Genomic DNA, 23,598 nt, shown 5'->3' with positions numbered 1-23,598 from the left:
GGTCCTCGTCGAGGGCGACGGCGCCGAGGTGGGCGCTGACCAGACAGTGACCGCGAACTACACCGGATGGGTGTGGGACGGCGACAAGTTCGACTCGTCCTGGGACCGCGGCGAGGCCGCATCCTTCCCCCTCACCAATGTGGTGCAGGGTTGGCAGCTCGGCCTCACTGGACAAAAGGTGGGCAGCAAGATGCTGCTGGTCATTCCGTCGGAGCTGGGCTACGGCGAGCAGGGCAGCGGCGACTCGATCCCCGGCGGTGCAACGCTCGTGTTCGTGGTGGATATCGAGTCCGTCTCGTAGATGCTCAGGCGCTGACAAGCGCAACGCAAAGGGCCGTGGTGGTGCTGATCAACTCAGCACCACCACGGCCCTTTGCTGTGGGGGCTACTTCTTAGGCTTCTTCTTAAGGTGCAGTTTGTTTTCTACAGCGGCCGACTCGTGGGCCAACGTCGAAGACTCGTCGTCACCTTCGTCGTCATCCTCCTCGACTAACGGTCCGCCGTCGGTCAGGTGAGGTTCGTCGTCCTCGGTCTCCACGACCTCGTACGTCTTGCCGGTGTTCTTAATGATGGCGGTAATGAGCGCCGCGATGGGCAGCGCCATGAACGCACCCATCGCGCCCGCGATCGCGCCACCGGCCATGGCTCCACCAAACGCGATGGCGCCGTTGAGTTCCATGGTCTGGGAGGAGAACTTGGGGCTGAGCCAGTAGTTCTCCGCCTGCTGGTAGGCGATGATGTAGACGGTCATGATGAGTGCTGCGCCGGGGCCCTGTACGGCGAGCAGGATCAGGATGGGCAGCGCCGCCCCAATGTACGTACCGATGAACGGGATGAACTCGGACACAAATCCCATAAAGAGGGCCATGGGCAACGAGTAGACCAGCGGTAGCCCCAGGACCATCAACACTACAAACCCGAGGCTGCCGTTGACCGCCATCAGCAGCATGCGCGAATAGAAGTAGCCGCCAGTCTGCTCGATGGACTGATCTGCGATCCACCAGAAGACGCGCTGGCGCTCTGGGGGCATGCGGCGCATGAAGGCCCGCACAATCTTGGGGAAGCCGGCCGCGATGTAGAAGGTGAATGCCGCGATCGTGAAGAGGTCGAACACCAGTCCCAGGCCTGAGCTAATGAAGCCGAGCACGTTGTCGCCCCACTGACCCACCGCGTGCATCGCGGTCGTGACTGCGTCAGAGCCGGCTTCGGTGCTGTCGAACATTGGAGACCCGAAGGTGTTTGCCGTCCAGTCGTTGAAATTCGTCACCCAGGCGCCGACGTTCGCGCCCACCGCTGCCGCAAATTTGACGACTGCGGGGATGAGGAGTCCCACGATCAGTCCCACGACCATCACCGCGATCAGATAGATGATGCCGACTGCGGCGCCGCGACTCATGTGCCAGCGTCGCACCAGTGCATTGATGCCGGGAATCATGGCGAGGGCAAAGAACGTGGAGACTACAACGAGCCCCAGCAGGTGGCGCGTTTGGTAGATCACGAAGCATCCGACGGTGACCAACGCAGCGGTGGCGACGACCTTCCAGAGGATTGACCACACAAAGCGGTCCATTCCGGGGTCCCGCTGATCCGAACGGTGAGCCCGCGCCTCAGCCTCTGCCTCGACCTCCTCGAGCACAGCCTCCGGCATGGCTGATACGCCCTGCCCGGGGCTTCGCGGATATTGTGGACTGGAGCGTGGCTTCTTCGTCATGACTGTCATCCTGCCAGTCGTGCGCGGTTAGCGAGCGGGACACGACTAGATCAGCCGCGATGGGCCCCCTGCGGCACCACCTGCGAGAACAGGTCCTTGGGATCCGCCGGGTCCGCGACCAGGTCGATCTCCTCGGCAAAGTCGGTCCCCGCCGTGGTGTCGCGCACGTACCGCAGTGCCGAGAAGTCCTCGATCGCGAAGCCCACCGAGTCGAATACCGTGATGTCGGACTCGCTCGCGCGGCCGATGCCGTGGCCGGCTAGCACCGTCCACAGTTCCGTCACGGGGTGGTCGGCGGCTAGCTGCTGAATCTCACCTTCGATGCGAGTCTGCGGCGGGTACTCGACAAAGATGCTCGCGCGGCGCAGGATCTCCGCGTCGAGTTCCGTCTTGCCGGGGCAGTCACCACCGATGGCGTTGAGATGCATGCCTGGCTGAATCATGTCGTCGGTGAGGATGGTCGCGTAGGCCTTGTCGGCCGTGCAGGTGGTGACGATGTCCGAGCCAGCCACGGCATCGGCCGCAGAAGTGGCGCGCACAATGTCGAACCCGAGCGAACCCAGGTTTGCCACGCACTTGTCCATGGCCGCGGGATCGGTGTCCCAGATTCGTAGCTGCGTGATGCCCATCACGGCCTTGAAGCCCAGCGCCTGGAACTCCGACTGCGAGCCTGCGCCGATGATCGCCATGACGGAGGAGTCGGGGCGGGCGAGGGCGCGCGCAGCCACGACGGAGGTGGCGGCGGTACGCAATGCTGTCAGCAGAGTCATCTCCGACAGGAGCACGGGGTATCCGGTATCGACCTCAGAGAGCACTCCGAACGCGGTGACAGTCTGGTATCCGCGTGATGGGTTGAGGGGGTGTCCGTTGACGTACTTGAAGCCGTACAGTTCGCCGTCCGAGGTGGGCATCAGTTCGATCACGCCCACCGGAGAGTGGGCGGCCACGCGTGCGGATTTGTCGAAGCTTGCCCAGCGGAGGAAGTCCTGCTCGATGTAACGTGCGATTCCCGCGATGCGGGCCTCCACGCCTTCGGCGGCGATCCAGTCGCGCATGTGGCGGACGTCGACAAACTGCACCATGGGGGGCTCCTTACTCGGGGGTTGTTGCGATGGGAACTGCGGTGGGTGAAAGTATGGTGGGCTGAGAGAAGCGCAGTGCCATGGTGCAGCACTTCACCCCGCCTCCGGCCTTGAGTAGCTCACTGAGATTGACTTGCACGGGCTCGAAACCACTGGCGCGCAACTGTTCCGCGAAGTCGCCGGCTTGTACTGGCATGACCACGTGCAGGCCGTCGGACACGACGTTGAGTCCCAGCACCGCTGCGTCTTGCTCGGAGACGATGATCGCGTCTGGGTAGCGCTCACGGAGGACGGCGAGGCTCGCGGTGTCAAACGCGCTGGGCAGGTATGCGATGCGCTCTTGGCCCGGGCGGGCATCGAGCACCGCAATGGCGGTGTCCAGGTGGTAGTACTCGGGGCGGACGAGTGTCAGCGTGACGAACTCGCGGTTCAGCACGCGGCTGCCCTCGTGGTGGCTCTCCACGGAGGCGCGGAAACCGGTGCCAGCGAGCACCACGTCGCCTACGACCAGGAAATCACCCTCGCCTTCGTTGATGTGGGTGGAAGGCACCACGCGCAGGCCGTGATTGGACAACCAAGCCGCGTAGGCATCGGCCTCAGGTTGGCGTTCCGGGTAGCGGAAGCTCGCCGAGTACGCAACGTCGTCGATCACGGTCGCGCCGTTTGCCGCGTAGACCATGTCCGGCAGTCCTGGGCCCGGCTCGATCTCGTGGACTACGAAACCGATGCTGCGGTAGGTGTCGCGTAGGGCTCGCCATTGCTCGAGGGCTAGCGCAGTGTCGGTGGGAACTGAGGGATCCATCCAGGGGTTGATGGCGTAGGTCACGTCATAGTGCTCCGGGGCGCACAGCAACACTGTGGTGGCGGTCGCGGTGCGCGCCGGAGCTGGGTTGGCGCTGACGGTGGTGACCGTACTCGCCGTATCAATGGTGGTCATAACCCCAGCATGACTGCTAATAGGTGCGATTTGCGCTCATCTGACGCTAGAAACATGCGACTATTGACAAGTTCACGCAAGAAATCGTCACCATGACGCGTCAAGCAAGCGAGGGAGTTGTTCATACGATGGCAATTGATGACCTGGACCGGAGCATTTTGGAGGCGCTGCGAGAGGACGGACGGGCGAGTTATGCGGACATGGGTACGCGCATCGGGCTGTCGGCCTCAGCGGTCAAGCGCCGCGTTGATCGCATGAGAGACACGGGAGTTATCAGGGGTTTTTCGGTTCTGATTGACCCCGAGATTGACGGGCGTGGCACCGAGGCCTACGTGGAATTGTTCTGCCGCGGCAATGTGGCCCCCGTGGAACTGACCAAAATAATGTCGGCGTTGCCCGATGTGGTGGAGGCATGGACGGTGACAGGTGCGGCCGATGCGGTGGTGAGGATTCGTGCGCGAGACACGGCCAGCCTTGAGGTCGCCCTGGAGAAGGTGCGTCTCGCACCGCAGGTGGACTCGACGCGTAGCGCGATAGTGCTTTCGAGGTTGATCGAACGCCGCTAGACAGTCGCTCCTAGACCCAGCTGGGCAGCCACATGTGGGCCTGCCAGTATCCGAACGGGATGGGGGTGCCAAGCCACAGCGGCGCGAAGTACCCCGCAATAATGAGCACGGCGCCAATGAAGGCAACCGCGACGATGGTACCGGTGCGCGACCATCCGCCACGGAGCCGATCGGGCTGGGCTATGTGTTTCAACGCCCAGACCAGAGTGAGAACCACGAATGGCGCCATCGCGACCGTATAGAACGTAAAGATGGTGCGGTACGCGTAGGGCAGCCACGGGATCCACGCGGCAAAGGCCCCTAGCGACACGGTGAGCGCAAGCATGTCGCGATAGCGGGCCATCCGGTAGACCGCGTACCCAAGGGCAAGCGCCCCCACCCACCAGATCAGCGGGTTGCCCAGCGCGTGGATTGCGCTCACGCAGCGGTCGGCGCCACATTGAGCGTCGGGCGCGTCCTCAAAGAAGAATGCGGTGGGCCGCCACTGGACAAACCAGGCCCATGGATTCGACATATAGGTGTGCTCGGTGGTCAGGTTCTCGTGAAAATTCCACATCTGCAGGTGGTAGTGGATCAGCGAGTTGACCGAGTTAGGTAACCACGTGGCTCCCTCGCCAGGGTTATCCTCGGCCCAGTGGCGGCCGTAGGACTCGGTCGAGGTGAACCAGGGCATCCACGTCAAAAGGTAGATGACCAGTGTCGTGGCGATGGTGAGGAGACCGGCGGGGACTGCCCGCAACATCGCGCCCCACGCCCAGCGCTCCACGCCGGCCGCGCGCCGGTCGATGAGGTCCCACGCCACGGACAGCAGCAGGAAGGCAGCCGCAAAATAGAACCCGGACCACTTGACGGATCCGGACAGGGCGAACATCGCGATGGCCAGCCATCGCCACCAGCGAATCCCCAGGTGAGGTCCCATGCCTGGCAGGGGATCGTCCGGTGCGAGGCCCGCCGCAACCCGCGCAGCGGCCGCCCGCGTGGTGAGCTTGTTGCGGGTGACGTATCTGTCGATGAGGATTGCACCGAAACCCGCGACGGCGAACACCGCAAGGTAGACGTCCAACAGGGCGGTGCGGGCGAGCACAATCGACTGGCCGTCGACCGCGATGAACACGCCGGCGACGAGGCCCCACAGTGTGGACTTCAGCAGGTGCCGCGCGATGAACGCGATCATCACGCACATTGCCGTGCCGAGCAGCGCGCCCATGAAGCGCCAGCCGTACGGGTTGTTGCCAAAGATCTCGATGCCGGCCGCGATCAGCAACTTGCCGACCATGGGATGGACCACAAAGTCGCCTTCGGTTTCAAAGCCCGACAGGTCGCCCTGGGCAAAGAGATCGTTGTCACCAGTCCAGTTGCCCTCGTACCCCAGGGTGGTGAGGGAGTAGGCGCCGCGGACGTAGAAGACCTCATCGAAAACCAAAGAGTGTGGCCAGCCCAACGCGACAAAGCGAAGCATTGCTGCGAGCACGCCCACTACGGTCGCCATTATCGCTACTCGCCAACGCCACGCGAAGGCGGTGAGGGCGGTATACCGCGAGTCGGTCAATAGGCGCACAGATGGAAGCCTAGTTGCTGCGCGTTGCCACCACCGCCCTAAACGGTGTGACACGCTTAGCCCATGACCGGACGCATCGTGCTCGCAGCGACGCCGATCGGCAATATCGCCGATGCCTCCGCTCACTTGCGCGAGCTCCTCGAGACTGCCGACGTGATCGCCGCGGAGGACACACGCCGACTGCGCGACCTGGCCGCGAGGCTGGAACTGACCATTACCGCGCCTGTCATCGCCGTTCACGACCACAACGAGCGCGACAAGGCTGCGGCTCTGGTGGGGGAGGCGCTCGCGGGCAAGACGGTAGTGCTGGTGTCCGATGCCGGAATGCCCACCGTGTCCGACCCCGGTTTCCGGGTGGTAGAGGCGGCGGCCGATGCCGGGGTTGAGGTGACCGTGGCGCCCGGGCCAAGCGCGGTTCTCACCGCGCTTGCCCTCTCCGGGCTACCTACTGATCGGTTTTGTTTTGAGGGCTTCTTATCGCGCAAGGCGGGGGAGCGCGCGAGCGCGCTCGCGGCGTTGACCGCCGAGGCGCGCACGATGGTCTTTTTCGAGGCCCCACATCGGCTCGCAGCCACGTTGGCCGCCATGGCGGAGGCCTTCGGGCCGGAGCGCCGCGCCTCAGTTTCGCGCGAACTGACCAAGACGTACGAGCAGACCGTGCGAGGCGGCACCGCTGAACTTGCGCAGTGGGCGACGGACAATGAGCCGCGCGGCGAGATCGTGATTACCGTGGCTGGCCGACCTGCCGAGCAGCCGTCGATGACGGAACTAGTGGGTGAGGCGCTGCGCCGCGTTGAGTCAGGCGAACGCGCAAAGGACGCGGTGGCCGACCTAGCGGGAGTGGCCGGAGTGCCCCGGCGCGAGCTCTATGCGGCGGTGCTCGCCGCGCGCAAGGCAAAGTAGTGGGCGGCGCGAAGCACGCCGATGCTGGCCTCGCCCGCTTCCTCCCAGCGACCGTGACGGCAGTGGTGGGGTTTGCGTTGGGCCTGGTTGTCGCGTGGGGCGTGGGGCAGGGTGGAACTGAGCAGGCTCCGAGCGTGGCCAGTGGGGGCGCATCGACGTCGCCGGAGGTGCCCGCAGCGCCCTCGGAGTCTGCGATCCCCCGCGTCAGCGCCTCGGCTTCAGGAACAGCTGAGCCCATAGTGGCGCCTTCCACGGTCTTCGACATGGACAAGTACTCGATCGACGAGGCTGACTCGCCCTGGGTGGTGGTGAACAAGTTGCGGCCTTTGGACCCCAAGACCTACGTGCCCGACGACCTGGGCGCGGTTAACGGGGTGAGCTTCACGGACGGCGGGAGCATCCGTGCGGAGGCCGGCGACGCCCTTGCCCAGATGCATGAGGACGCCCAGGCAGAGGGGCTGAACTTCCGGGTGTCGAATGCCTACCGTAGCTATGCCCGACAGAACGACCTCTACAGCGTTTACGTAAATCGCTCCGGAACGGCGAAGGCGGACACGTTTTCAGCACGGCCCGGGTATTCCGAGCACCAGACGGGCTGGTCCGCGGACCTCTACGACTCCGACGCGTGTCGTCTCCTGGCGTGTTTTGGGGATACTGAGGTAGGCCGCTTCATTGCCGACCACGGCGCCGAGTACGGCTTCATCGTCCGGTATCCCGAGGGTGACCAGGACATCACCGGGTACATCTATGAGCCGTGGCACGTGCGTTACGTGGGTGTGGATCTCGCGATGGAAATGCGCGACCGTGGTGTGGCCACCCTCGAGGAGTTCTTTGGGCTTCCCGATGCGCCGTCGTATGCGTCGTGACGCGAGTCTGGATGTTGTCACATCGACTTTCATCACATTGAATTCCAGGTCACGTTCCGTCGGCGGGGCATGGTAAAGATAGATAATGCCTGATAAATGACTATTTAATCACCCAGATCACGGATTGTAACGATTTTGTTAAGGTTCACATTTCCAGTTGTGAGGGTTAACATTTTGCCCTAGTGTCAGTGGCAAGCCCAGAGTCACTGGGTCGCCGACGCCTGGCAACGAAGCAGTTAGCGGCGGCACCGAACAAGGAGGTTCGACTATGAAGAAGTACGCAGCAATCGCGGCATTTGGCGCCGCGGCACTCACCCTCGCTGGTTGCTCCAGCGATGGTGGAACAGATGGGGCCACCGACGGAGCGACGGCAGCCGCCGGCGAGACCGAGGCCGCCGCAGCGGGTGACGCCGGCGACATGGTGGTGGGGTTCGCGCAGGTTGGCGCGGAGAGTGGATGGCGCACCGCCAACACGAACGACATTCAGCGCGCATTCTCGGACGCGGGCATTGAGCTGAAGTTCTCGGACGCACAGCAGAAGCAGGAGAACCAGATCAAGGCGATCCGCTCCTACATCCAGCAGGGCGTCGACATCATTTCCTTCTCGCCGGTCGTTGAGACTGGTTGGGACGCAGTGCTCAATGAGGCGAAGGCCGCGGGCATCCCGGTCATCCTCACCGACCGCTCGGTCGACTCCGAGGACGACTCGCTGTACGAGAGCTTCCTCGGATCCGACTTTGTGCTCGAGGGAAACAAGGCGGGCGAGTGGGTCGTCAACGAGTACGCCGACGCCGACTCCGTCAAGATCATCCAGCTCGAGGGCACCACCGGTGCCGCTCCCGCGATTGACCGCGCTGAGGGCTTCATCGACATCATCGGCGCGGACCCCAAGTTTGAGATCGTGGCGTCACAGACAGGTGACTTCACTCGCGCAGGCGGCAAGGAAGTGACCGAAGCGCTGCTCAAGTCCAACCCCGACGTCGACCTGATTTACGCACACAACGACGACATGGGTCTAGGGGCCATCGAGGCAATCGAGGCCGCTGGTCTCGAGCCTGGCGTCGACATCAAGATTGTCACCGTTGATGCGGTGCACGACGGCATGCAGGCCCTCGCTGACGGCAAGATCAACTTCATCGTCGAATGCTCACCGTTGCTCGGTGACCAGCTCGTGGAGATCGCCACCGCGGTCTACAACGGCGAGACGGTTGACAAGCGCATCGTGACCGAGGAGACCACGTTCACCCAGGACGAGGCAATCGCAGCACTGCCCGAACGCGCTTACTAAGAAGACTTACCCCTTCTCAGTAGGGTGTGGGTGCGTGGCTCCAGCCGCGCACCCACACCGCGTCTCAGCTTGGCCCTCAAAGGAGAGAGCAACTCATGACACAGGTTCTAAGCCCCGCCGACGCAGTGGTCGACATGGTGGGCGTGACGATGGAGTTCCCCGGGGTGATGGCCCTCGACGGCGTCGACTTCCGCATGTATCCAGGCGAGGTCCACTCGCTGATGGGAGAAAACGGTGCCGGCAAGTCCACGCTCATTAAGGTCCTGACGGGCGTCTACACGGCGACCGCAGGTGACATGCACCTGGCTGGCAGCAAGGTTTCCTTCAGCACGCCCGCACAGGCGCAAGACGCCGGCATCAGTACGGTTTACCAGGAGGTCAACCTCCTTCCCAATCTTTCCGTGGCCGAGAACATCATGCTTGGCCGCGAACCCCGACGCTTTGGCTCGCTGGACTGGCACGCGATGCGCCGACGTGCCGCCGAACTCCTCGAGGGCCTGAATCTGGACATCGACCCGGGGAGCCTGCTGGGCTCGCACTCGATCGCCATCCAGCAGCTAGTGGCGATCGCCCGCGCAGTTGACGTCAACGCGACAGTCCTGATCCTTGATGAGCCCACGTCGTCCCTCGACACCGATGAGGTCGCGGAACTCTTCCGCGTCATCCGCACACTGAAGGAACAGGGCTGCGCCATTCTCTTTGTGTCGCACTTCCTCGACCAGGTCTACGAGATCGCCGACCGCCTCACGATTCTCCGCAATGGAAGGCTCGTGGGCGAGTACCGCACCGAGGAGATCCTTAAGATCGACCTCGTCCAGAAGATGATCGGCAAGGAGATGGCGAGCTTCTCGGAGCTCGAGCAGCGCCACCGCGAATCCGAGGAGGAAATCGCCGGTACCGGGATCCCGTTTCTCGAGGCCAAGGGGCTCGGCCGCCGTGGCGCTATCCGCCCGGTCGACTTCAGTATCGACGAAGGCGAGGTCGTGGGACTGGCCGGCTTGCTCGGTTCCGGACGCACGGAGATCGCCCGTCTCTTGGGCGGCATCGATCGGGCGGACTCCGGCACGAGCGAGGTCAACGGCAAGGCGGTCAAGCTCACCTCGCCACGCAAGGCGCTGTCAAAGCGCATTGCCTTTGCGAGCGAGGACCGGCGCGGCGAGGGCATCGTCGGCGACCTGTCGGTGCGTGACAACATCGCCCTCGCTCTTCAGATCGAACGAGGCTGGTACCGACCCATCTCGCCCAAGCGCGTGACGGAACTCGCGCAGCATTACATCGACGCGCTGAACATCCGGCCCGCCGACCCGCATGCGCTGGTGCGCAACCTCTCCGGCGGTAACCAGCAGAAGGTGCTGCTTGCGCGTTGGCTTGCGGTGGCACCTCGCCTGCTCATCCTGGATGAGCCGACCCGTGGAATCGACATCGGCGCGAAGGCGGAGATTCAGAAGCTGGTCTTCAACCTCGCGGAGAACGGCATGAGCGTGCTCTACATCTCCGCGGAGCTCGAAGAGGTGTTGCGCCTGAGTCACCGTGTGGGCGTCATGCGGGACCGGCACATGGTTTCCATGGTTGAAAATGACAGCTTGTCTGTCGAGGATCTGCTCGCGCTCATCGCCGAGGGATCCGAAGACGAGGATGAAAAGGACGTCGTCGCATGAGCGCGCAACTGAGAAACTTCACCGGCAGCCGCGTCTTCTGGCCTGTGGTGATCCTTGTAGGACTCATTATCGTCGACGTAATTGCCTTTCCTGGCTTTCTCGACATCACGGTCAAGGAGGGACACCTTTTTGGCGCCCCCATCGACATCCTGCGCAACGGTGCCCCCACGTTGCTGATCGCGGTGGGAATGACGCTCGTCATCGCCACGCGCGGCATAGATCTGTCGGTCGGGTCGATCGCGGCAATATCTGGCGCAGTCGTTTCCGCCCTACTACTAAACTCGCCCACCCCCGACAACCCCTGGACCGTTGTTCAGGCCGTTGGCATCGCGCTGATCCTGGGCTTCATCCTGGGTGTCTGGAACGGGACGCTGGTCGCGTACCTCAAGATCCAGCCGATTATCGCGACGCTGATCCTCATGACCGCCGGTCGTGGCGTGGCGATGCTCATCACCGAGGGGCAGATCCTGACGCTTCACTCAAAGCCCTTTGAGTGGTTCGGCTCGGGCTTCATCGCGGGCTTCCCCGTCGCGGTAGTGATCGCAGCAGTGGTGCTCATCCTGACGATGCTCGTGGTTCGCCGGTCCGCGCTCGGCATGTTCATCGAGTCCGTGGGCATCAACCCCGAGGCCAGCCGCCAGGCGGGTATCCGATCGCGAGGTCTGCTGCTGGGCATCTATGCCTTCTGCGCTTTGCTCGCGGCCCTCGCGGGTCTGATCATCACCTCCGACCAGACCGCGGCGGACGCGAACAACACGGGGCTGTTCATTGAGCTCGATGCGATCCTCGCAGTAGTCATCGGCGGCACCTCACTGATGGGTGGCCGCTTCTCGCTCATCGGCACCTTGGTGGGCGTCCTCGTGATCCAGACGTTAGTGACGACCGTGTACATCGTGGGTATCCCTCCCGTCGCGACGATGGTGTTCAAGGCCATCGTGGTGATTGCGGTCTCGCTACTGCAGTCGCCCACCACCAATGAGAAGTTTGCGAATTGGCGCAAAGACCGAAGAAGGCCGACGCCCACCAAGGCAATCGAACCGACGCGAGAGAAGGTCTCCGCATGAGCAGCACAGTGATGGAAAGACTTCCCGCCAACTCCGCGACCCGCGGCACCCTGAGCGCCGGACGCCGCATCATCACGAGCCCCAAGTACGCACCAGTACTCGTGACGCTCGGGCTGTTCATCGCGATGTTCGTCTCCGGCGGCGTGCGATACGACAACTTCTGGTCGCCGCAGGTGCTGCTGAACCTGTTCGTGGACAACGCCTACCTGATAGTGCTCGCCGTGGGAATGACGTTCGTCATCCTGACGGGCGGCATTGACCTGTCCGTAGGATCGGTCATCGCGCTCTCCGCCATGATCTGCGCGAAGCTGCTTGAGGCGGGGGTGCCGGCCGCGGGAGTGATCGCGGTCACGCTGATTGCCACCTCGTTACTGGGGCTGGGGATGGGTCTCATGATCCATGTATTCAAAGTGCAACCGTTTATCGCAACGCTCGCCGGCATGTTCCTCGCGCGCGGCCTCTGCTACGTGATCAGCGAGGCCTCGATCTCGATCAACGATCCGTTCTTTGTCAGTATGGCGTCTACGCGCATTCCGCTGGGTGGCAGCGCGTCGATCACCATCAGCGTGATTATTGCGCTGCTGGTGGTGGCCGTCGCGTTCTACGTTCTTCACTACAGCCGCTTTGGCCGCACGGTCTACGCACTGGGTGGCTCGGAGCAGTCCGGAACGCTCATGGGTCTTCCCGTGGGGCGCACCAAGGTGCTCGTATACGTCGTGAGCGGCCTGTGCTCGGGCATCTCGGGGGTGCTGTACTCCTTCTATACGTTGTCCGGCTACTCGCTAACCGCCGTAGGAACCGAGCTCGACGCTATTGCCGCGGTGGTGATCGGCGGCACGCTGCTGACCGGTGGCTACGGGTTTGTCCTGGGTTCTGCCCTTGGTGTCCTGGTGCTGGGCTTGATCCAAACCATGATCAGTTACGAGGGGACACTCAGCTCGTGGTGGACGCGCATCTTCATCGGCGGGCTGCTGCTGGTGTTCATCGTGCTTCAGAAGGTGCTGACGCGAAGGCGAGATTGACCCAGTCCCTGGCCCCCACACGGCATACTTAGTCAGCGTGGGGGCAGCCAAAGCCCTGACAAACCGAGGGAACTGTGACGCAACACGACAAGCAAGCTAAGGCGGCGAACATCTTTGATGTGGCCCGCCTTGCGGGCGTGTCCCATCAGACGGTGTCGCGGGTTATCAACGACCTGCCAAACGTGCGTCCGGCGACACGCGACCGCGTGGTGAAGGCGATCGCGCAATTGCGTTACGTGCCGTCGCCGGCGGCGCGTGCACTCGTCACCAAGCGCTCGCGAGTACTGGGCTTGGTATCCACCGGGGTGCCGTCCTTCAGTGTTTCCACCACCGCTGTTCACTTCACAACAGCGGCTCGTGAGGCCCGCTACGCGGTGAGCGCCTCCAGTATGGTCAGCGGGGACGCGACGTCGTTGCGCGCCGCGATCGAGTTGCTACTGGGCCAGAAGGTCGAGGCGATCGTCGTCATCTCTGACGAGCGAGAAGCGCTCGAGGTGATCCAGAACATTGAGTTGGGCGTCCCGCTCGTCGCCGTTGCGTCGGAGTTGGCGGCGGTGCGTGAGGACACCCATCAGGTCGCGTTCAACCAGTTCGAGGGCGCCTCACTTGCGGTGGAGCACCTCATTGAACTCGGTCACCGCGAGATCCGCCACGTCTCGGGCGCCGTCGGCTCGATGAATGCGGGCGAGCGCGAGCGTGGATGGCGGGCCGCGCTCGCCGATGCGAAGTTGCCGATTGCGCCGGCGTTGGCCGGGGACTGGTCCCCAGCATCGGGTTACGAGCATGGGCTGTCACTCGCCGGCGACTCGGCCATGACGGCCGTGTTTGTAGCGAGCGATGAGATGGCCTTGGGTGTAATGCATGGGCTCCAGTCGCAGGGGCGTCGCGTGCCGGAGGATGTTTCAGTCATGGGCTTTGATGACATTCCCCTGGCGGCATACGTCAATCCTCCACTCAGTACGGTGCGCCTCGACTTTGCGACGCTTGGGCGGGACGCGTTCTCACTTCTCCTTTCGGTGCTGCAGGACGAAGACGCGGCCGACCCCACTCGTCGGATGCCCGCCCTCATCCGGCGAGCGTCCACGGCTCCGCCGGCAGGAGCCGTAGCAATGCAGCGCCAGAGTGTCACTGGGCGCGCGCGGTGAGGCACGGCAGCCGCAGCGGTGCGGCGCTAGGTTGCAGGGTGAGCGTTCACACAAGCGATAGGGTGTCGTTCGCGGCGCGCAACGAAAGCCGCAGGCCAAAGGAGGCGTCATGAGCGGGACTAGTCGAGGTCCAAGCATGCATGACGTCGCCGCGCTCGCGGGCGTCTCTCACCAGACCGTTTCCCGTGTGATCAATGGCTCCGCCAACCTGCGTCCCGCTACGCGCGAGCGAGTGCTCGCCGCAATTGAGGAGCTGGGTTACCGCCGCAATATGGCGGCCCGTGCGCTTGTCACCGGCCGCACCCATTCGATTGGTGTCCTCACCCCCGGTGAGCCAAACTTTGGCAAGATGTCCTCCGTCCAGGCCGTCGAGCACGCCATGCGCGAGGCGGGCTACTTCCCGCTCGTGACGAGCTCAGCCTCGGAGTCGGCGTCAATTGCAGAGGCGCTTGAATTCCTGAACAACCGCTCGATCGAGGCGCTCGTGGTAGTCGCGCCGCACGACATGGTGCTGACGCAGCTCGAGGGTATGAAGGCCGACCTGCCGGTGATTACCCTGCAGACCGGTGGCTACGACGCGGGCCACGCGGTGGCGATCGACCAGGCTCATGGCGTCCGCGTCGCGATCGACTACCTGAGGTCGATGGGGCACACCCGCATTCAGCATGTCTCGGGCCCTTCGGACTACTTTGAGGCGCAGTTGCGTCGCGCCGCGTTCGACGAGGCCGTGGCCGCGCATGGGCTGGCGGAGTTCGAGACGCTCGAGGGGGACTGGCGTGCCGATTCTGGCTACGCCTGCGGCACCCTCGTTGCCCCGGATGCGACGGCGGTGTTCTGTTCGAACGACCAGATGGCGTTGGGTCTGATTCACGCGCTGAGCGACGCGGGGCGCAGCGTGCCGGGTGACGTGTCGGTGGTGGGGTTCGACGACATCCCCGAGTCCGCGCACAGCTTGCCCCCGCTGACGACGATCCACCAGGACTTCGAGGGCGTAGGGCACCGCGCGGTTGAGCTCATCCTCGCGCAATTGGATGATGAGCCCGCGCCCCAGGGTGGCCCGCTCACCCCCTGGCTGGTCGAGCGTCAGTCGGTCGCCCGCATCTAGGGCCTTAGTCGCCTCGCACCGGGTGGCCGCACTTCAAAAGAACATTGCAATGCCGCACGGCGAGCGGTATGTTAACGTTAATCTAAGCGTGAATGACCAATAGGCAAGGAGGCCTTCAGTGGCATACGAGGACCACAAGTACGTCATCGGAGTGGACTATGGGACGCTCTCCGGGCGTGCACTAGTCGTCCGCGTGAGCGACGGCGCCGAACTCGCCAGCGCGGTTCACGAATACCCCCATGCGGTCATGGACACGACGCTTGCCGCGACCGGTGCTTCGCTGCCCCCCGAGTGGGCGTTGCAGGTGCCGCAGGACTACCGCGAGGTGCTGCAGAAGGCAGTCCCTGACGCCGTCAGGGCCGCGGGCATCGACCCGGCCGACGTCATCGGCATCGCCACCGACTTCACCGCGTCCACCCCCATGCCGGTGCTCGCGGACGGCACGCCCCTGAACGAGCTCGCCGAGTACGCGGACCGGCCCCACGCGTACATCAAACTGTGGAAGCACCATGCGGGACAGGGCCAGGCCAACCGCATCAATGCGCTCGCGACCGAGCGTGGCGAGAAGTGGCTCGCACGCTACGGCGGCTTCATCTCCAGTGAATGGGAGTTCGCCAAGGGCCTGCAGCTGCTCGAGGAAGATCCCGAGATCTATCACCGCATGGACCACTGGGTCGAGGCGGCCGACTGGATCGTGTGGCAACTGTGCGGCGAGTATGTCCGCAACGCCTGCACCGCCGGCTACAAGGGAATCTTGCAGGACGGTGAGATGCCCTCCCGCGATTTCCTTGCCGCCCTCAACCCCGAATTTGCCGACTTCGCCACTACCAAGGTGGCGCACAGCATCGGTGCCCTTGGAGCATCGGCCGGAACTTTGACGGCTGAGGCCGCACAATGGACCGGGTTGCCCGAGGGAATTCACGTAGCGGTCGGTAACGTGGACGCTCACGTCACGGCCCCCGCTGCCAAGGCCGTCGAGCCAGGCCAGATGCTCGCGATCATGGGCACCAGCACGTGCCACGTGATGAATGGCGATCACCTCGCGGAGGTGCCCGGCATGTGCGGCGTCGTTGATGGCGGAATTGTCGACGGCCTCTTTGGCTACGAGGCGGGCCAGTCCGGCGTGGGCGACATCTTCGCCTGGTACGTCAACAACCAGGTCCCCCAGGCATCGCACGATGCCGCGGCGGCTGCGGGCAAGTCGGTTCACCAGTACCTGACTGACCTGGCGTACGAGGAGCCCGTTGGCGCCCACGGTCTAGTTGCATTGGACTGGCACAACGGCAACCGTTCCGTGCTGGTCAACACCGAGCTCAGCGGCACCATCGTGGGGCTCACGCTCGCGACGCGACCCGAGCAGGTGTACCGCGCGCTGCTTGAGGCGACCGCCTTTGGTGCCCGCACCATCGTCGAGACGTTCAATACGGCCGGAGTCCCGGTCACCGAGTTCGTGGTCGCGGGTGGCCTCCTCAAGAACCCGCTGCTGATGCAGACCTACTGCGACGTGCTGCGCATGCCCATCTCGATCATCGACTCCGATCAGGGCCCCGCGCTTGGTTCAGCAATTCACGCCGCCGTCGCGGCCGGCGCGTACCCCAATGTTCGCGCCGCAGCCGAGGTCATGGGCAAGGTCATCAAGGCGGCGTACACGCCCAACGACGAGGCGGCCGATGCCTACGACGCGCTCTTCGCCGAATATAGCCAGTTGCATGACTACTTTGGGCGCGGCGCGAACGACGTGATGCGCAGGCTTAAGCAGCGCCGAAGGGAAGTCCTGTCGTGACTAGCGCAGACCCGACCACTACCAACGGAGTGGCGCCCGCGGAGGCCATCGAGGCCATCGCGACCGTACGCACCCAAGTGGCCGAGTTGCACGATGAGCTCGTGAAGAACGAGCTGATCGTCTGGACCGGCGGCAACGTCAGCGGTCGCGTGCCCGGCTACGACCTGTTCGTGATCAAGCCCAGCGGCGTGGTCTACGACCAGCTGAGCCCGGAGAACATGATCCTGTGCGACCTCGACGGCAACGTCATCGAGGGTTCGGACGGTTCGGAACGCAGCCCCTCGAGCGACACGGCCGCGCATGCGTACGTGTACCGTCACATGGCTCACGTCGGCGGAGTGGTGCACACGCACTCGACTTACGCGGTGGCCTGGGCTGCACGCGGCGAGGAGATCCCCTGCGTGATTACCGCGATGGCCGACGAGTTTGGCGGACCCATCCCGCTCGGCCCTTTCGCGATCATCGGCGACGACTCGATTGGACGCGGCATCGTGGAGACCCTGGACGGGCATCGGTCTCGCGCCGTGCTCATGCAGAACCACGGCCCATTCACGATTGGCAAGGACGCGAAGGACGCCGTGAAGGCGGCCGTCATGTGCGAGGACGTGGCGCGCACCGTCCACATCGCCCGCCAGGCAGGCGACCTCATCCCCATTCCTCAAGAGGCGATCGACTCCCTCTTTGACCGCTATCAGAATGTCTACGGGCAAGCCCCGCAAGGAGAGAACAAGTGAGCACCAGCATCGTCCCCGACCTCGCCACCTATGAAGTGTGGCTGCTGACCGGTAGCCAGACCCTCTACGGCGAGGAGACACTGCGCCAAGTGGCGGCGCAGTCGCAGGACGTCGCGCGTCAACTCCAGGAGTCCTCGGACATCCCGGTGACCGTGGTGTGGAAGCCCGTCCTCACTGGCCGCGACGCGATCCACGACATCATGCTCGAGGCCAATGCTGCCAAGAACGTGATCGGCGTCATCACCTGGATGCACACGTTCAGCCCCGCCAAGATGTGGATCACCGGACTGGACGCGCTCCAGAAGCCGCTGCTGCACTTCCACACGCAGGCAAACGTAGAACTCCCCTGGGACAGCATCGACTTCGACTTCATGAACCTGAACCAGGCGGCGCACGGCGACCGCGAGTTCGGCTACATCGAGGCCCGCATGGGAATCGCGCGCACCACTGTGGTGGGTCACGTGTCCGACCCCGAGGTCACCAAGCGCATCGGCACTTGGACACGTGCTGCGGCAGGCCGCGCTGCCTCCAAGAACCTCAAGCTCGCCCGCTTTGGCGACAACATGCGCTACGTCGCCGTCACCGAGGGCGACAAGACTGAGGCGGAGATTGTGTTTGGCGCCCAGATCAACACGTGGGGGGTCAACGAGCTTGCCGAGGCTGTCCACGCCGCATCCGAGGCGGACATTGATGCGCTGGTAGCCGAGTACGTCGAGCTGTATGACGTCGCAGCTGAACTACTCCCCGGCGCAGAGCGTGCGGACTCGCTACGATACGGCGCGGCAGTCGAGATCGGCCTTCGCTCGTTCCTCGAGGAGGGGGGCTTCCACGGGTTCACCACCAGTTTTGAGGATCTAGGTGAGCTGCGTCAGCTCCCTGGCCTCGCGGTGCAGCGCCTCATGGCGGACGGCTACGGTTTTGGCGCCGAGGGCGACTGGAAGACCGCGATCCTCGTGCGCTTGTCTGCCGTGATGGGCGCAGGGCTCCCGGGCGGCGCCAGCCTCATGGAGGACTACACGTACCACTTGGTGCCCGGCCAGGAACTTAGTCTGGGCGCTCACATGCTCGAGGTGAGTCCTAGCCTCACCTCGTCCGCACCTCGACTAGAGGTGCACCCGCTCGGCATTGGCGGTAAAGAGGATCCAGTCAGGCTGGTCTTCACCGCGGATCCCGGGCCGGCGGTCGTGGTGGCCCTGAGCGATATGCGCGAACGCTTCCGCCTCGTGGCCAACGTCGTCGAGAATGTGCCGCTGCCCTCGCCCATGCCAAACCTCCCGGTGGGCCACGCGGTCTGGAAGGCATCCCCCGACTTCCGTACCGCGACCTCTGCGTGGCTTGCGGCGGGGGCAGCGCACCACACGGTCATGTCTAACCAGCTCGACGTCGCCGTCTATCAAGATTTCGCCCATATGACTGGGGTGGAGATGCTGACGATAGACTCAGGTACCACGCTCGTAGAATTTGAGCGTGAAATGAAGTGGAATGCTGCGTACTACCGCCTGAGCCAAAGGCTCTGATGAGTTATTCCGCCGGTGAGGAAGCGCTGTAGTGGCGCTCGGCGCCGTGGGACTGAGCCCCACGGCGCTAACCCTCTGCCTACTGGGTCAGTAAGATAAACGCCATGTCACACATCCTCTCCGCTGTTGCCTGGCCGTATGCCAATGGGCCCCGACACATCGGCCACGTGGCCGGTTTCGGCGTCCCCTCCGATGTCTTTAGTCGCTACATGCGCATGGCGGGCAACGACGTACTGATGGTGTCTGGCACGGACGAGCACGGCACACCGATTTTGGTCCAGGCCGACCAGGAGGGCGTGTCGCCCCAGGAACTCGCCGACCGCTACAACCGCGTCATCGTCGAGGACCTCACGTCGCTGGGCCTCAGCTACGACCTCTTCACCCGCACCACCACCGGCAATCACTACGCCGTGGCGCAGTCACTGTTCAAGGCCGTCAATGCGAACGGCTACATGATCGAGCAGACCACCCGTGGCGCGATCTCGCCGTCCACCGGCCGCACGCTTCCCGACCGCTACATCGAGGGCACGTGCCCCATCTGTGGCGACGATGGCGCCCGCGGCGACCAGTGCGACAACTGTGGAAACCAGCTCGATGCGATCGACCTCAAGAACCCGCACAGCAAGATCAACGGCGAGACGCCTAAGTTCGTAGAGACCGAGCACTTCTTCCTGGACCTGCCTGCACTCGCCGAGCCCCTGGCAGAGTGGCTCGGCGCACGTCAAGGCTGGCGCCCCAACGTCATGAACTTCTCGCGCAACCTGCTGTCAGACATGCGCCCGCGCGCTATGACACGCGACATCGACTGGGGCATCCCCGTGCCGCTTGCCGGCTGGGAAGACAACCCCAACAAGCGCCTCTACGTGTGGTTTGACGCCGTCATCGGCTACCTGTCCGCGTCCATTGAGTGGGCGCGCCGTGAGGGCGAGCCCGAGGCATGGCGCAAGTGGTGGAACGACCCCGAGGCCCTGTCCTATTACTTCATGGGCAAGGACAACATCACGTTCCACTCCCAGATCTGGCCCGGAGAGCTCATTGCTGCCAACGGTCGGGGCTCTAAGGGCGGCAAACTCAGTGAGTTTGGCGACCTGCAGTTGCCCACCGAGGTGGTGTCGAGCGAGTTCCTCACCATGGAGTCCTCCAAGTTCTCCTCCTCGCGCGGTCACGTCATCTACGTGCGCGACATGCTGGCCCGGTACCAGCCTGATGCGCTGCGCTACTTCATCGCGACGGCGGGCCCCGAGACCTCGGACGCCGACTTCACGTGGTCCGAGTTCAAGCGCCGCACCAATGACGAGCTCGTGGCCGGCTGGGGAAACCTGGTCAACCGCACCGCGTCGCTGGTGAACAAGAATGTGGGCGAGATTCCCGCGATGAACGATCTGCAGGACGTGGACCGTGCAGCGCTCGATGCGTCGCAGGCGGCCTTCGGCGCCGTGGGCGACCTGGTGCGCACTCACCGTCAGCGCGCCGGCATAAACGAGGCCATGCGGGTCGTCGGGGACGCGAATAAGTACCTCGCGGACACCGCCCCTTGGAAGCTCAAGAACGAAGACCCCGAGCGCATGAAGACGGTACTCGGAGTGGCCACTCAGCTGATCGCCGACGCCAACACGATGCTCTCGCCGTTCATGCCTCACAGCTCGCAGAAGGTGCACGAAGCCTTCGGTGGAACGGGAGTGTTCTCACCCATGCCGCAGATGAACGAGGTTCAGGACCTTGACCTGCCCGACCGGCACTACCCGGTCATTCAGGGTGACTATTCGGGTCAGGCTGGACTCTGGTCGCGCAATCCCATCGTCGCGGGCACCCCGGTGCCTGCACCGAGCCCCATCTTCACCAAGCTCGACGACGACATCGTCGAGGCCGAGCTTGAGCGCATGAATGGGGACAACTGATTGTCATGCGTGGCATGGTCCTCGTGACGATGACAGAGTGACGCGGTGAGCCGTAGAGGGCAGTGGCCCCCGCTTCCCGAGGCACTGCCGTTCCCGGTGGCGGACAACCACTGCCATCTTGAGTGGCCAGCCGGCGACGAGCCTAGATCCGTCGAGCGGCAGCTCGCCGATGCATCGGCCGTGGGGGTTGATCGCGTCGTCCAAATTGGGTGCGACGTGGCATCGGCCCGTTGGACCGCACAGGCCGTGCTGAAGTATCCCGCGATGCTCGGTGGCGTAGCCCTGCACCCGAACGATGCGCCGCAGCACGTGGACGGCACGCACGAGAGTGGCCTGGGTTACGACGAAGCCTTCGCAGAGATCGCCGAGCTCGCACGGGGTGAACGAATCCGTGTGGTGGGGGAGACTGGGCTCGACTACTTCCGTACAGGCCCCGAGGGGCGGGACGCGCAGATCCGGTCTTTCCGCGACCACATCGCGCTGGCCAAGGAGCTTGGCAAGCCGTTGCAAATTCACGATCGCGATGCACATGGCGACGTTATCGATGTGCTCGAGCAGGACGGCGCCCCAGATCAGACGGTGTTCCACTGCTTCAGCGGAGACGCGGGAATGGCGCGTCTGTGCGCGGACCGCGGATACTTCCTCAGTTTCGCGGGCACGGTGACCTTCAAGAACTCGCATGGGCTGCGTGCGGCGCTGTCTGTCACGCCCCTTAGCCGAGTGCTCGTCGAGACCGACGCGCCGTTCCTTACGCCCCATCCTCACCGGGGTGCGCCAAACTCTCCATACCTCGTACCGCTCACCATGCGCACCATTGCGGATGTGACTGGTGTGACGCTGGAGACTGCCTGTAAAACTGTGTCAGATACCTCTAATCGTCTCTATGGGCCCTGGTAATTCGCCGATAACGAGTGTGTGATTCATCACCTCCCAGAATCTCGGCTGGCGCCGACCGTTATGAATATGAGATAAAAGACGCTGACGTATGCGCGGTTTCTTCCCGCGCTTGCCGGCCAAGCGTTCATCCGAACGCGACGAGAGGACTCACTTGAGCTACCGCCGAACGCACCCCGTGACTGGGGGGCGCCGTGATCGCCGCCAGCGCACCACGTCGCGCACTCGCACTCTTCGCCAGGTGGGAGTGACAACAGCAATCGTGGCATTCGCAGTGGGTTCCTTCGCCTCCGCTGGCGCCAACCCGCTCGACTCGTCTGCGGGCAAGAGCCTCGCCGCTCAGGACCTGGCCGCGGTGGTCAACCCCGTGGCGGCAGGCGACTCCGATGTCGAGGTCACCACGGAAACTGTGGAGAACGAACTCAAGTTCGACTCGGTGGAGAAGGATGATTCCTCCGTGGAAAAGGGCACCAAGAAGGTCGTGACCCCAGGCAAGGACGGCTCCGAACTCGTCAGTTACACCGTCAAGAAGGTTGACGGCGTGGAGGTCGAACGCGAGGAGTCGCTCCGCATCCTCGTTGACGAACCCACCGACGAGGTTGTCGCAATCGGTACCAAGACGGAGCCCAAGGCAGCCTACGTCCCCGTCACGTCGAACTCGGGCTCCAACCGTGCGCTCGGGAAGTCGATGGCCGCCAGCATTTATGGCTGGACCGGCGAACAGTGGGAGTGCCTCAACGCGCTCTTCACCAAGGAATCGAACTGGCGCACCGGAGCGGCAAACCCCTCCTCGAGCGCGTACGGCATCCCGCAGGCACTTCCTGGCTCAAAGATGTCCTCCGCCGGTGCTGACTGGAGGACTAACCCCGCGACCCAGATCAAGTGGGGTCTTGGCTACATCAAGGGACGCTATGGCACCCCCTGCGGTGGCTGGGCGCACTCGGTGAACGTCGGCTGGTACTAGCGGGTGGCCGAATTACTCGGCCCGAACGACGTTCGCAATCTTGCTGAGGGACTGAATACCGCCCCTACCAAGAAGTGGGGACAGAACTTCGTGGTTGACGCCGGTACGGTCCGGCGCATCGTCCGCATCGCTGGGGTGACTGCCGACGACCACGTCGTCGAGGTTGGCCCCGGGCTGGGCTCGTTGACTCTCGCGCTGCTCGAGACGGGTGCGCGGGTGACCGCGGTGGAGATTGATCCCGTTTTGGCCGCCGCGCTGGCGCAGACTGTCGCCGAGCGGGCCCCTGAGTTTGCGGGCAACCTGACCGTCATCGGCGCAGATGCGATGAAGGTCGATGCCCTTCCGGAGCCGCCCACCGCGCTGGTCGCGAACCTGCCGTACAACGTGTCGGTCCCGGTGATCCTGCACTTCCTGGAGACGTTCGAGTCGCTCGAGCGAATTCTCGTCATGGTCCAGTCCGAGGTAGCCGACCGCCTCGCGGCTCCTCCCGGGTCGCGCACCTACGGCATTCCCTCTGCGAAGGCTGCGTGGTATTGCTCGGTGCGCCGCGCCGGCGATGTGGGCCGTGCCGTGTTCTGGCCCGTGCCCCGCGTCGACAGTGCGCTTGTCCTCATGCAGCGCCGCGAGGTGCCTGAGACCACCGTGAGCCGCGAGCAGGTGTGGGCCGTGATTGATGCCTCCTTCGCGCATCGGCGCAAGGGGTTGCGCGGTTCGTTGGCCGAGCTTGCCGGCACGAATGCTAAGGCCGAGGAGGCGCTCATCGCGCTCGGCATCGAGCCGCTCACTCGCGGTGAGGCGCTGGGGATCGCGGACTTTGTGCGCATCGCCGAGGAGCTTGCCCGGCGCGAGGCCGCAGGCTCTGCCACTCTTGAGCAATGACATTCGAGTCCGATGACACCGGTG

The 23,598-nt window shown here is 63.9% G+C and carries 21 protein-coding genes; 17 read left to right on the top strand and 4 right to left on the bottom strand.

The annotated features are described in order from the left end of the window. A partial coding sequence (locus AOP77_RS03235; protein WP_201774085.1) for an FKBP-type peptidyl-prolyl cis-trans isomerase occupies positions 1-301 on the top strand: 301 nt, incomplete at its 5' end. An 84-nt stretch (positions 302-385) separates the two neighbouring features. Here AOP77_RS03235 and AOP77_RS03230 read toward each other — a convergent pair. The 3 genes from AOP77_RS03230 to ddaH are packed head-to-tail and all read right to left on the bottom strand — an operon-like array spanning position 386 to position 3,730. Continuing rightward, positions 386-1,711 carry an AI-2E family transporter gene (locus AOP77_RS03230; protein ID WP_160300034.1) on the bottom strand — a complete coding sequence of 442 codons (1,326 nt, stop codon included), beginning with the start codon at positions 1,709-1,711 and terminating at the stop codon, positions 386-388. Between the two features lie 50 nt (positions 1,712-1,761). Beyond that, a complete protein-coding gene (gene ocd, locus AOP77_RS03225; protein WP_062209271.1) occupies positions 1,762-2,793 on the bottom strand; it encodes an ornithine cyclodeaminase in 1,032 nt (343 codons plus the stop codon). A 10-nt stretch (positions 2,794-2,803) separates the two neighbouring features. Further along, entirely contained in the window at positions 2,804-3,730 is a 927-nt protein-coding gene (ddaH, locus tag AOP77_RS03220) for a dimethylargininase (RefSeq protein ID WP_062209268.1), read from the bottom strand. Positions 3,731-3,822: 92 nt separating this feature from the next. Here ddaH and AOP77_RS03215 point away from each other — a divergent pair, with 92 nt between their 5' ends. Next, positions 3,823-4,296, top strand: a complete 474-nt coding sequence (locus AOP77_RS03215; RefSeq protein WP_236685743.1) for an Lrp/AsnC family transcriptional regulator — start codon at positions 3,823-3,825, stop codon at positions 4,294-4,296. Positions 4,297-4,306: 10 nt separating this feature from the next. Here the strand turns inward: AOP77_RS03215 and AOP77_RS03210 are convergent, their stop codons facing one another. Then, on the bottom strand, positions 4,307-5,785 hold the full coding sequence (locus AOP77_RS03210; RefSeq protein WP_062209265.1) for a dolichyl-phosphate-mannose--protein mannosyltransferase: 1,479 nt from the start codon (positions 5,783-5,785) through the stop codon (positions 4,307-4,309). A 132-nt stretch (positions 5,786-5,917) separates the two neighbouring features. On the opposite strand from AOP77_RS03210, the gene rsmI reads away from it, so the two are divergent. The 15 genes from rsmI to rsmA all read left to right on the top strand — a co-directional run bounded on the left by rsmI (position 5,918) and on the right by rsmA (position 23,574). Then, positions 5,918-6,757 carry a 16S rRNA (cytidine(1402)-2'-O)-methyltransferase gene (gene rsmI / locus AOP77_RS03205; protein WP_062209263.1) on the top strand — a complete coding sequence of 280 codons (840 nt, stop codon included), beginning with the start codon at positions 5,918-5,920 and terminating at the stop codon, positions 6,755-6,757. Next, complete coding sequence (locus tag AOP77_RS03200) at positions 6,757-7,623, top strand: M15 family metallopeptidase (protein WP_062209260.1); 867 nt, start codon at positions 6,757-6,759, stop codon at positions 7,621-7,623. The genes rsmI and AOP77_RS03200 overlap by 1 nt, the downstream gene beginning before the upstream one ends. Positions 7,624-7,891: 268 nt before the next feature. Further along, positions 7,892-8,911, top strand: a complete 1,020-nt coding sequence (locus AOP77_RS03195; RefSeq protein ID WP_062209257.1) for an ABC transporter substrate-binding protein — start codon at positions 7,892-7,894, stop codon at positions 8,909-8,911. A gap of 95 nt (positions 8,912-9,006) precedes the next feature. Beyond that, positions 9,007-10,569: a sugar ABC transporter ATP-binding protein gene (locus AOP77_RS03190; RefSeq protein WP_174435914.1), complete on the top strand. Its 1,563-nt coding sequence runs from the start codon at positions 9,007-9,009 to the stop codon at positions 10,567-10,569. After that, a complete protein-coding gene (locus AOP77_RS03185) occupies positions 10,566-11,633 on the top strand; it encodes an ABC transporter permease (protein WP_062209254.1) in 1,068 nt (355 codons plus the stop codon). Before AOP77_RS03190 ends, AOP77_RS03185 begins: the two co-directional genes overlap by 4 nt. Next, on the top strand, positions 11,630-12,655 hold the full coding sequence (gene yjfF / locus AOP77_RS03180; RefSeq protein WP_062209251.1) for a galactofuranose ABC transporter, permease protein YjfF: 1,026 nt from the start codon (positions 11,630-11,632) through the stop codon (positions 12,653-12,655). The genes AOP77_RS03185 and yjfF overlap by 4 nt, the downstream gene beginning before the upstream one ends. A 74-nt stretch (positions 12,656-12,729) precedes the next feature. Further along, positions 12,730-13,800, top strand: coding sequence for a LacI family DNA-binding transcriptional regulator (locus AOP77_RS03175; RefSeq protein ID WP_062209248.1), 1,071 nt, complete (start codon positions 12,730-12,732; stop codon positions 13,798-13,800). A gap of 109 nt (positions 13,801-13,909) precedes the next feature. Beyond that, positions 13,910-14,905 carry a LacI family DNA-binding transcriptional regulator gene (locus AOP77_RS03170; RefSeq protein WP_084622234.1) on the top strand — a complete coding sequence of 332 codons (996 nt, stop codon included), beginning with the start codon at positions 13,910-13,912 and terminating at the stop codon, positions 14,903-14,905. A gap of 118 nt (positions 14,906-15,023) precedes the next feature. Further along, positions 15,024-16,688: a ribulokinase gene (gene araB / locus AOP77_RS03165; protein WP_062209242.1), complete on the top strand. Its 1,665-nt coding sequence runs from the start codon at positions 15,024-15,026 to the stop codon at positions 16,686-16,688. Continuing rightward, a complete protein-coding gene (locus AOP77_RS03160) occupies positions 16,685-17,422 on the top strand; it encodes an L-ribulose-5-phosphate 4-epimerase (protein WP_439644694.1) in 738 nt (245 codons plus the stop codon). Before araB ends, AOP77_RS03160 begins: the two co-directional genes overlap by 4 nt. Beyond that, a complete protein-coding gene (gene araA / locus AOP77_RS03155; RefSeq protein WP_062209239.1) occupies positions 17,419-18,939 on the top strand; it encodes an L-arabinose isomerase in 1,521 nt (506 codons plus the stop codon). Before AOP77_RS03160 ends, araA begins: the two co-directional genes overlap by 4 nt. Before the next feature lie 104 nt (positions 18,940-19,043). After that, entirely contained in the window at positions 19,044-20,837 is a 1,794-nt protein-coding gene (gene metG, locus AOP77_RS03150; RefSeq protein ID WP_062209236.1) for a methionine--tRNA ligase, read from the top strand. A 45-nt stretch (positions 20,838-20,882) separates the two neighbouring features. Next, positions 20,883-21,734, top strand: a complete 852-nt coding sequence (locus AOP77_RS03145) for a TatD family hydrolase (RefSeq protein ID WP_062209233.1) — start codon at positions 20,883-20,885, stop codon at positions 21,732-21,734. A gap of 151 nt (positions 21,735-21,885) precedes the next feature. Continuing rightward, on the top strand, positions 21,886-22,695 hold the full coding sequence (locus tag AOP77_RS03140) for a G5 domain-containing protein (protein ID WP_236685742.1): 810 nt from the start codon (positions 21,886-21,888) through the stop codon (positions 22,693-22,695). Positions 22,696-22,698: 3 nt separating this feature from the next. Then, positions 22,699-23,574, top strand: coding sequence for a 16S rRNA (adenine(1518)-N(6)/adenine(1519)-N(6))-dimethyltransferase RsmA (gene rsmA / locus AOP77_RS03135; RefSeq protein WP_062209226.1), 876 nt, complete (start codon positions 22,699-22,701; stop codon positions 23,572-23,574). The last annotated feature ends 24 nt before the right edge of the window (positions 23,575-23,598 follow it).

It is taken from the genome of Demequina oxidasica (assembly GCF_000975115.1).
Lineage (GTDB): Bacteria > Actinomycetota > Actinomycetes > Actinomycetales > Demequinaceae > Demequina > Demequina oxidasica.
Note: the sequence above shows the minus strand (reverse complement) of the source record. Positions and strands in the feature narration are given on the sequence as shown.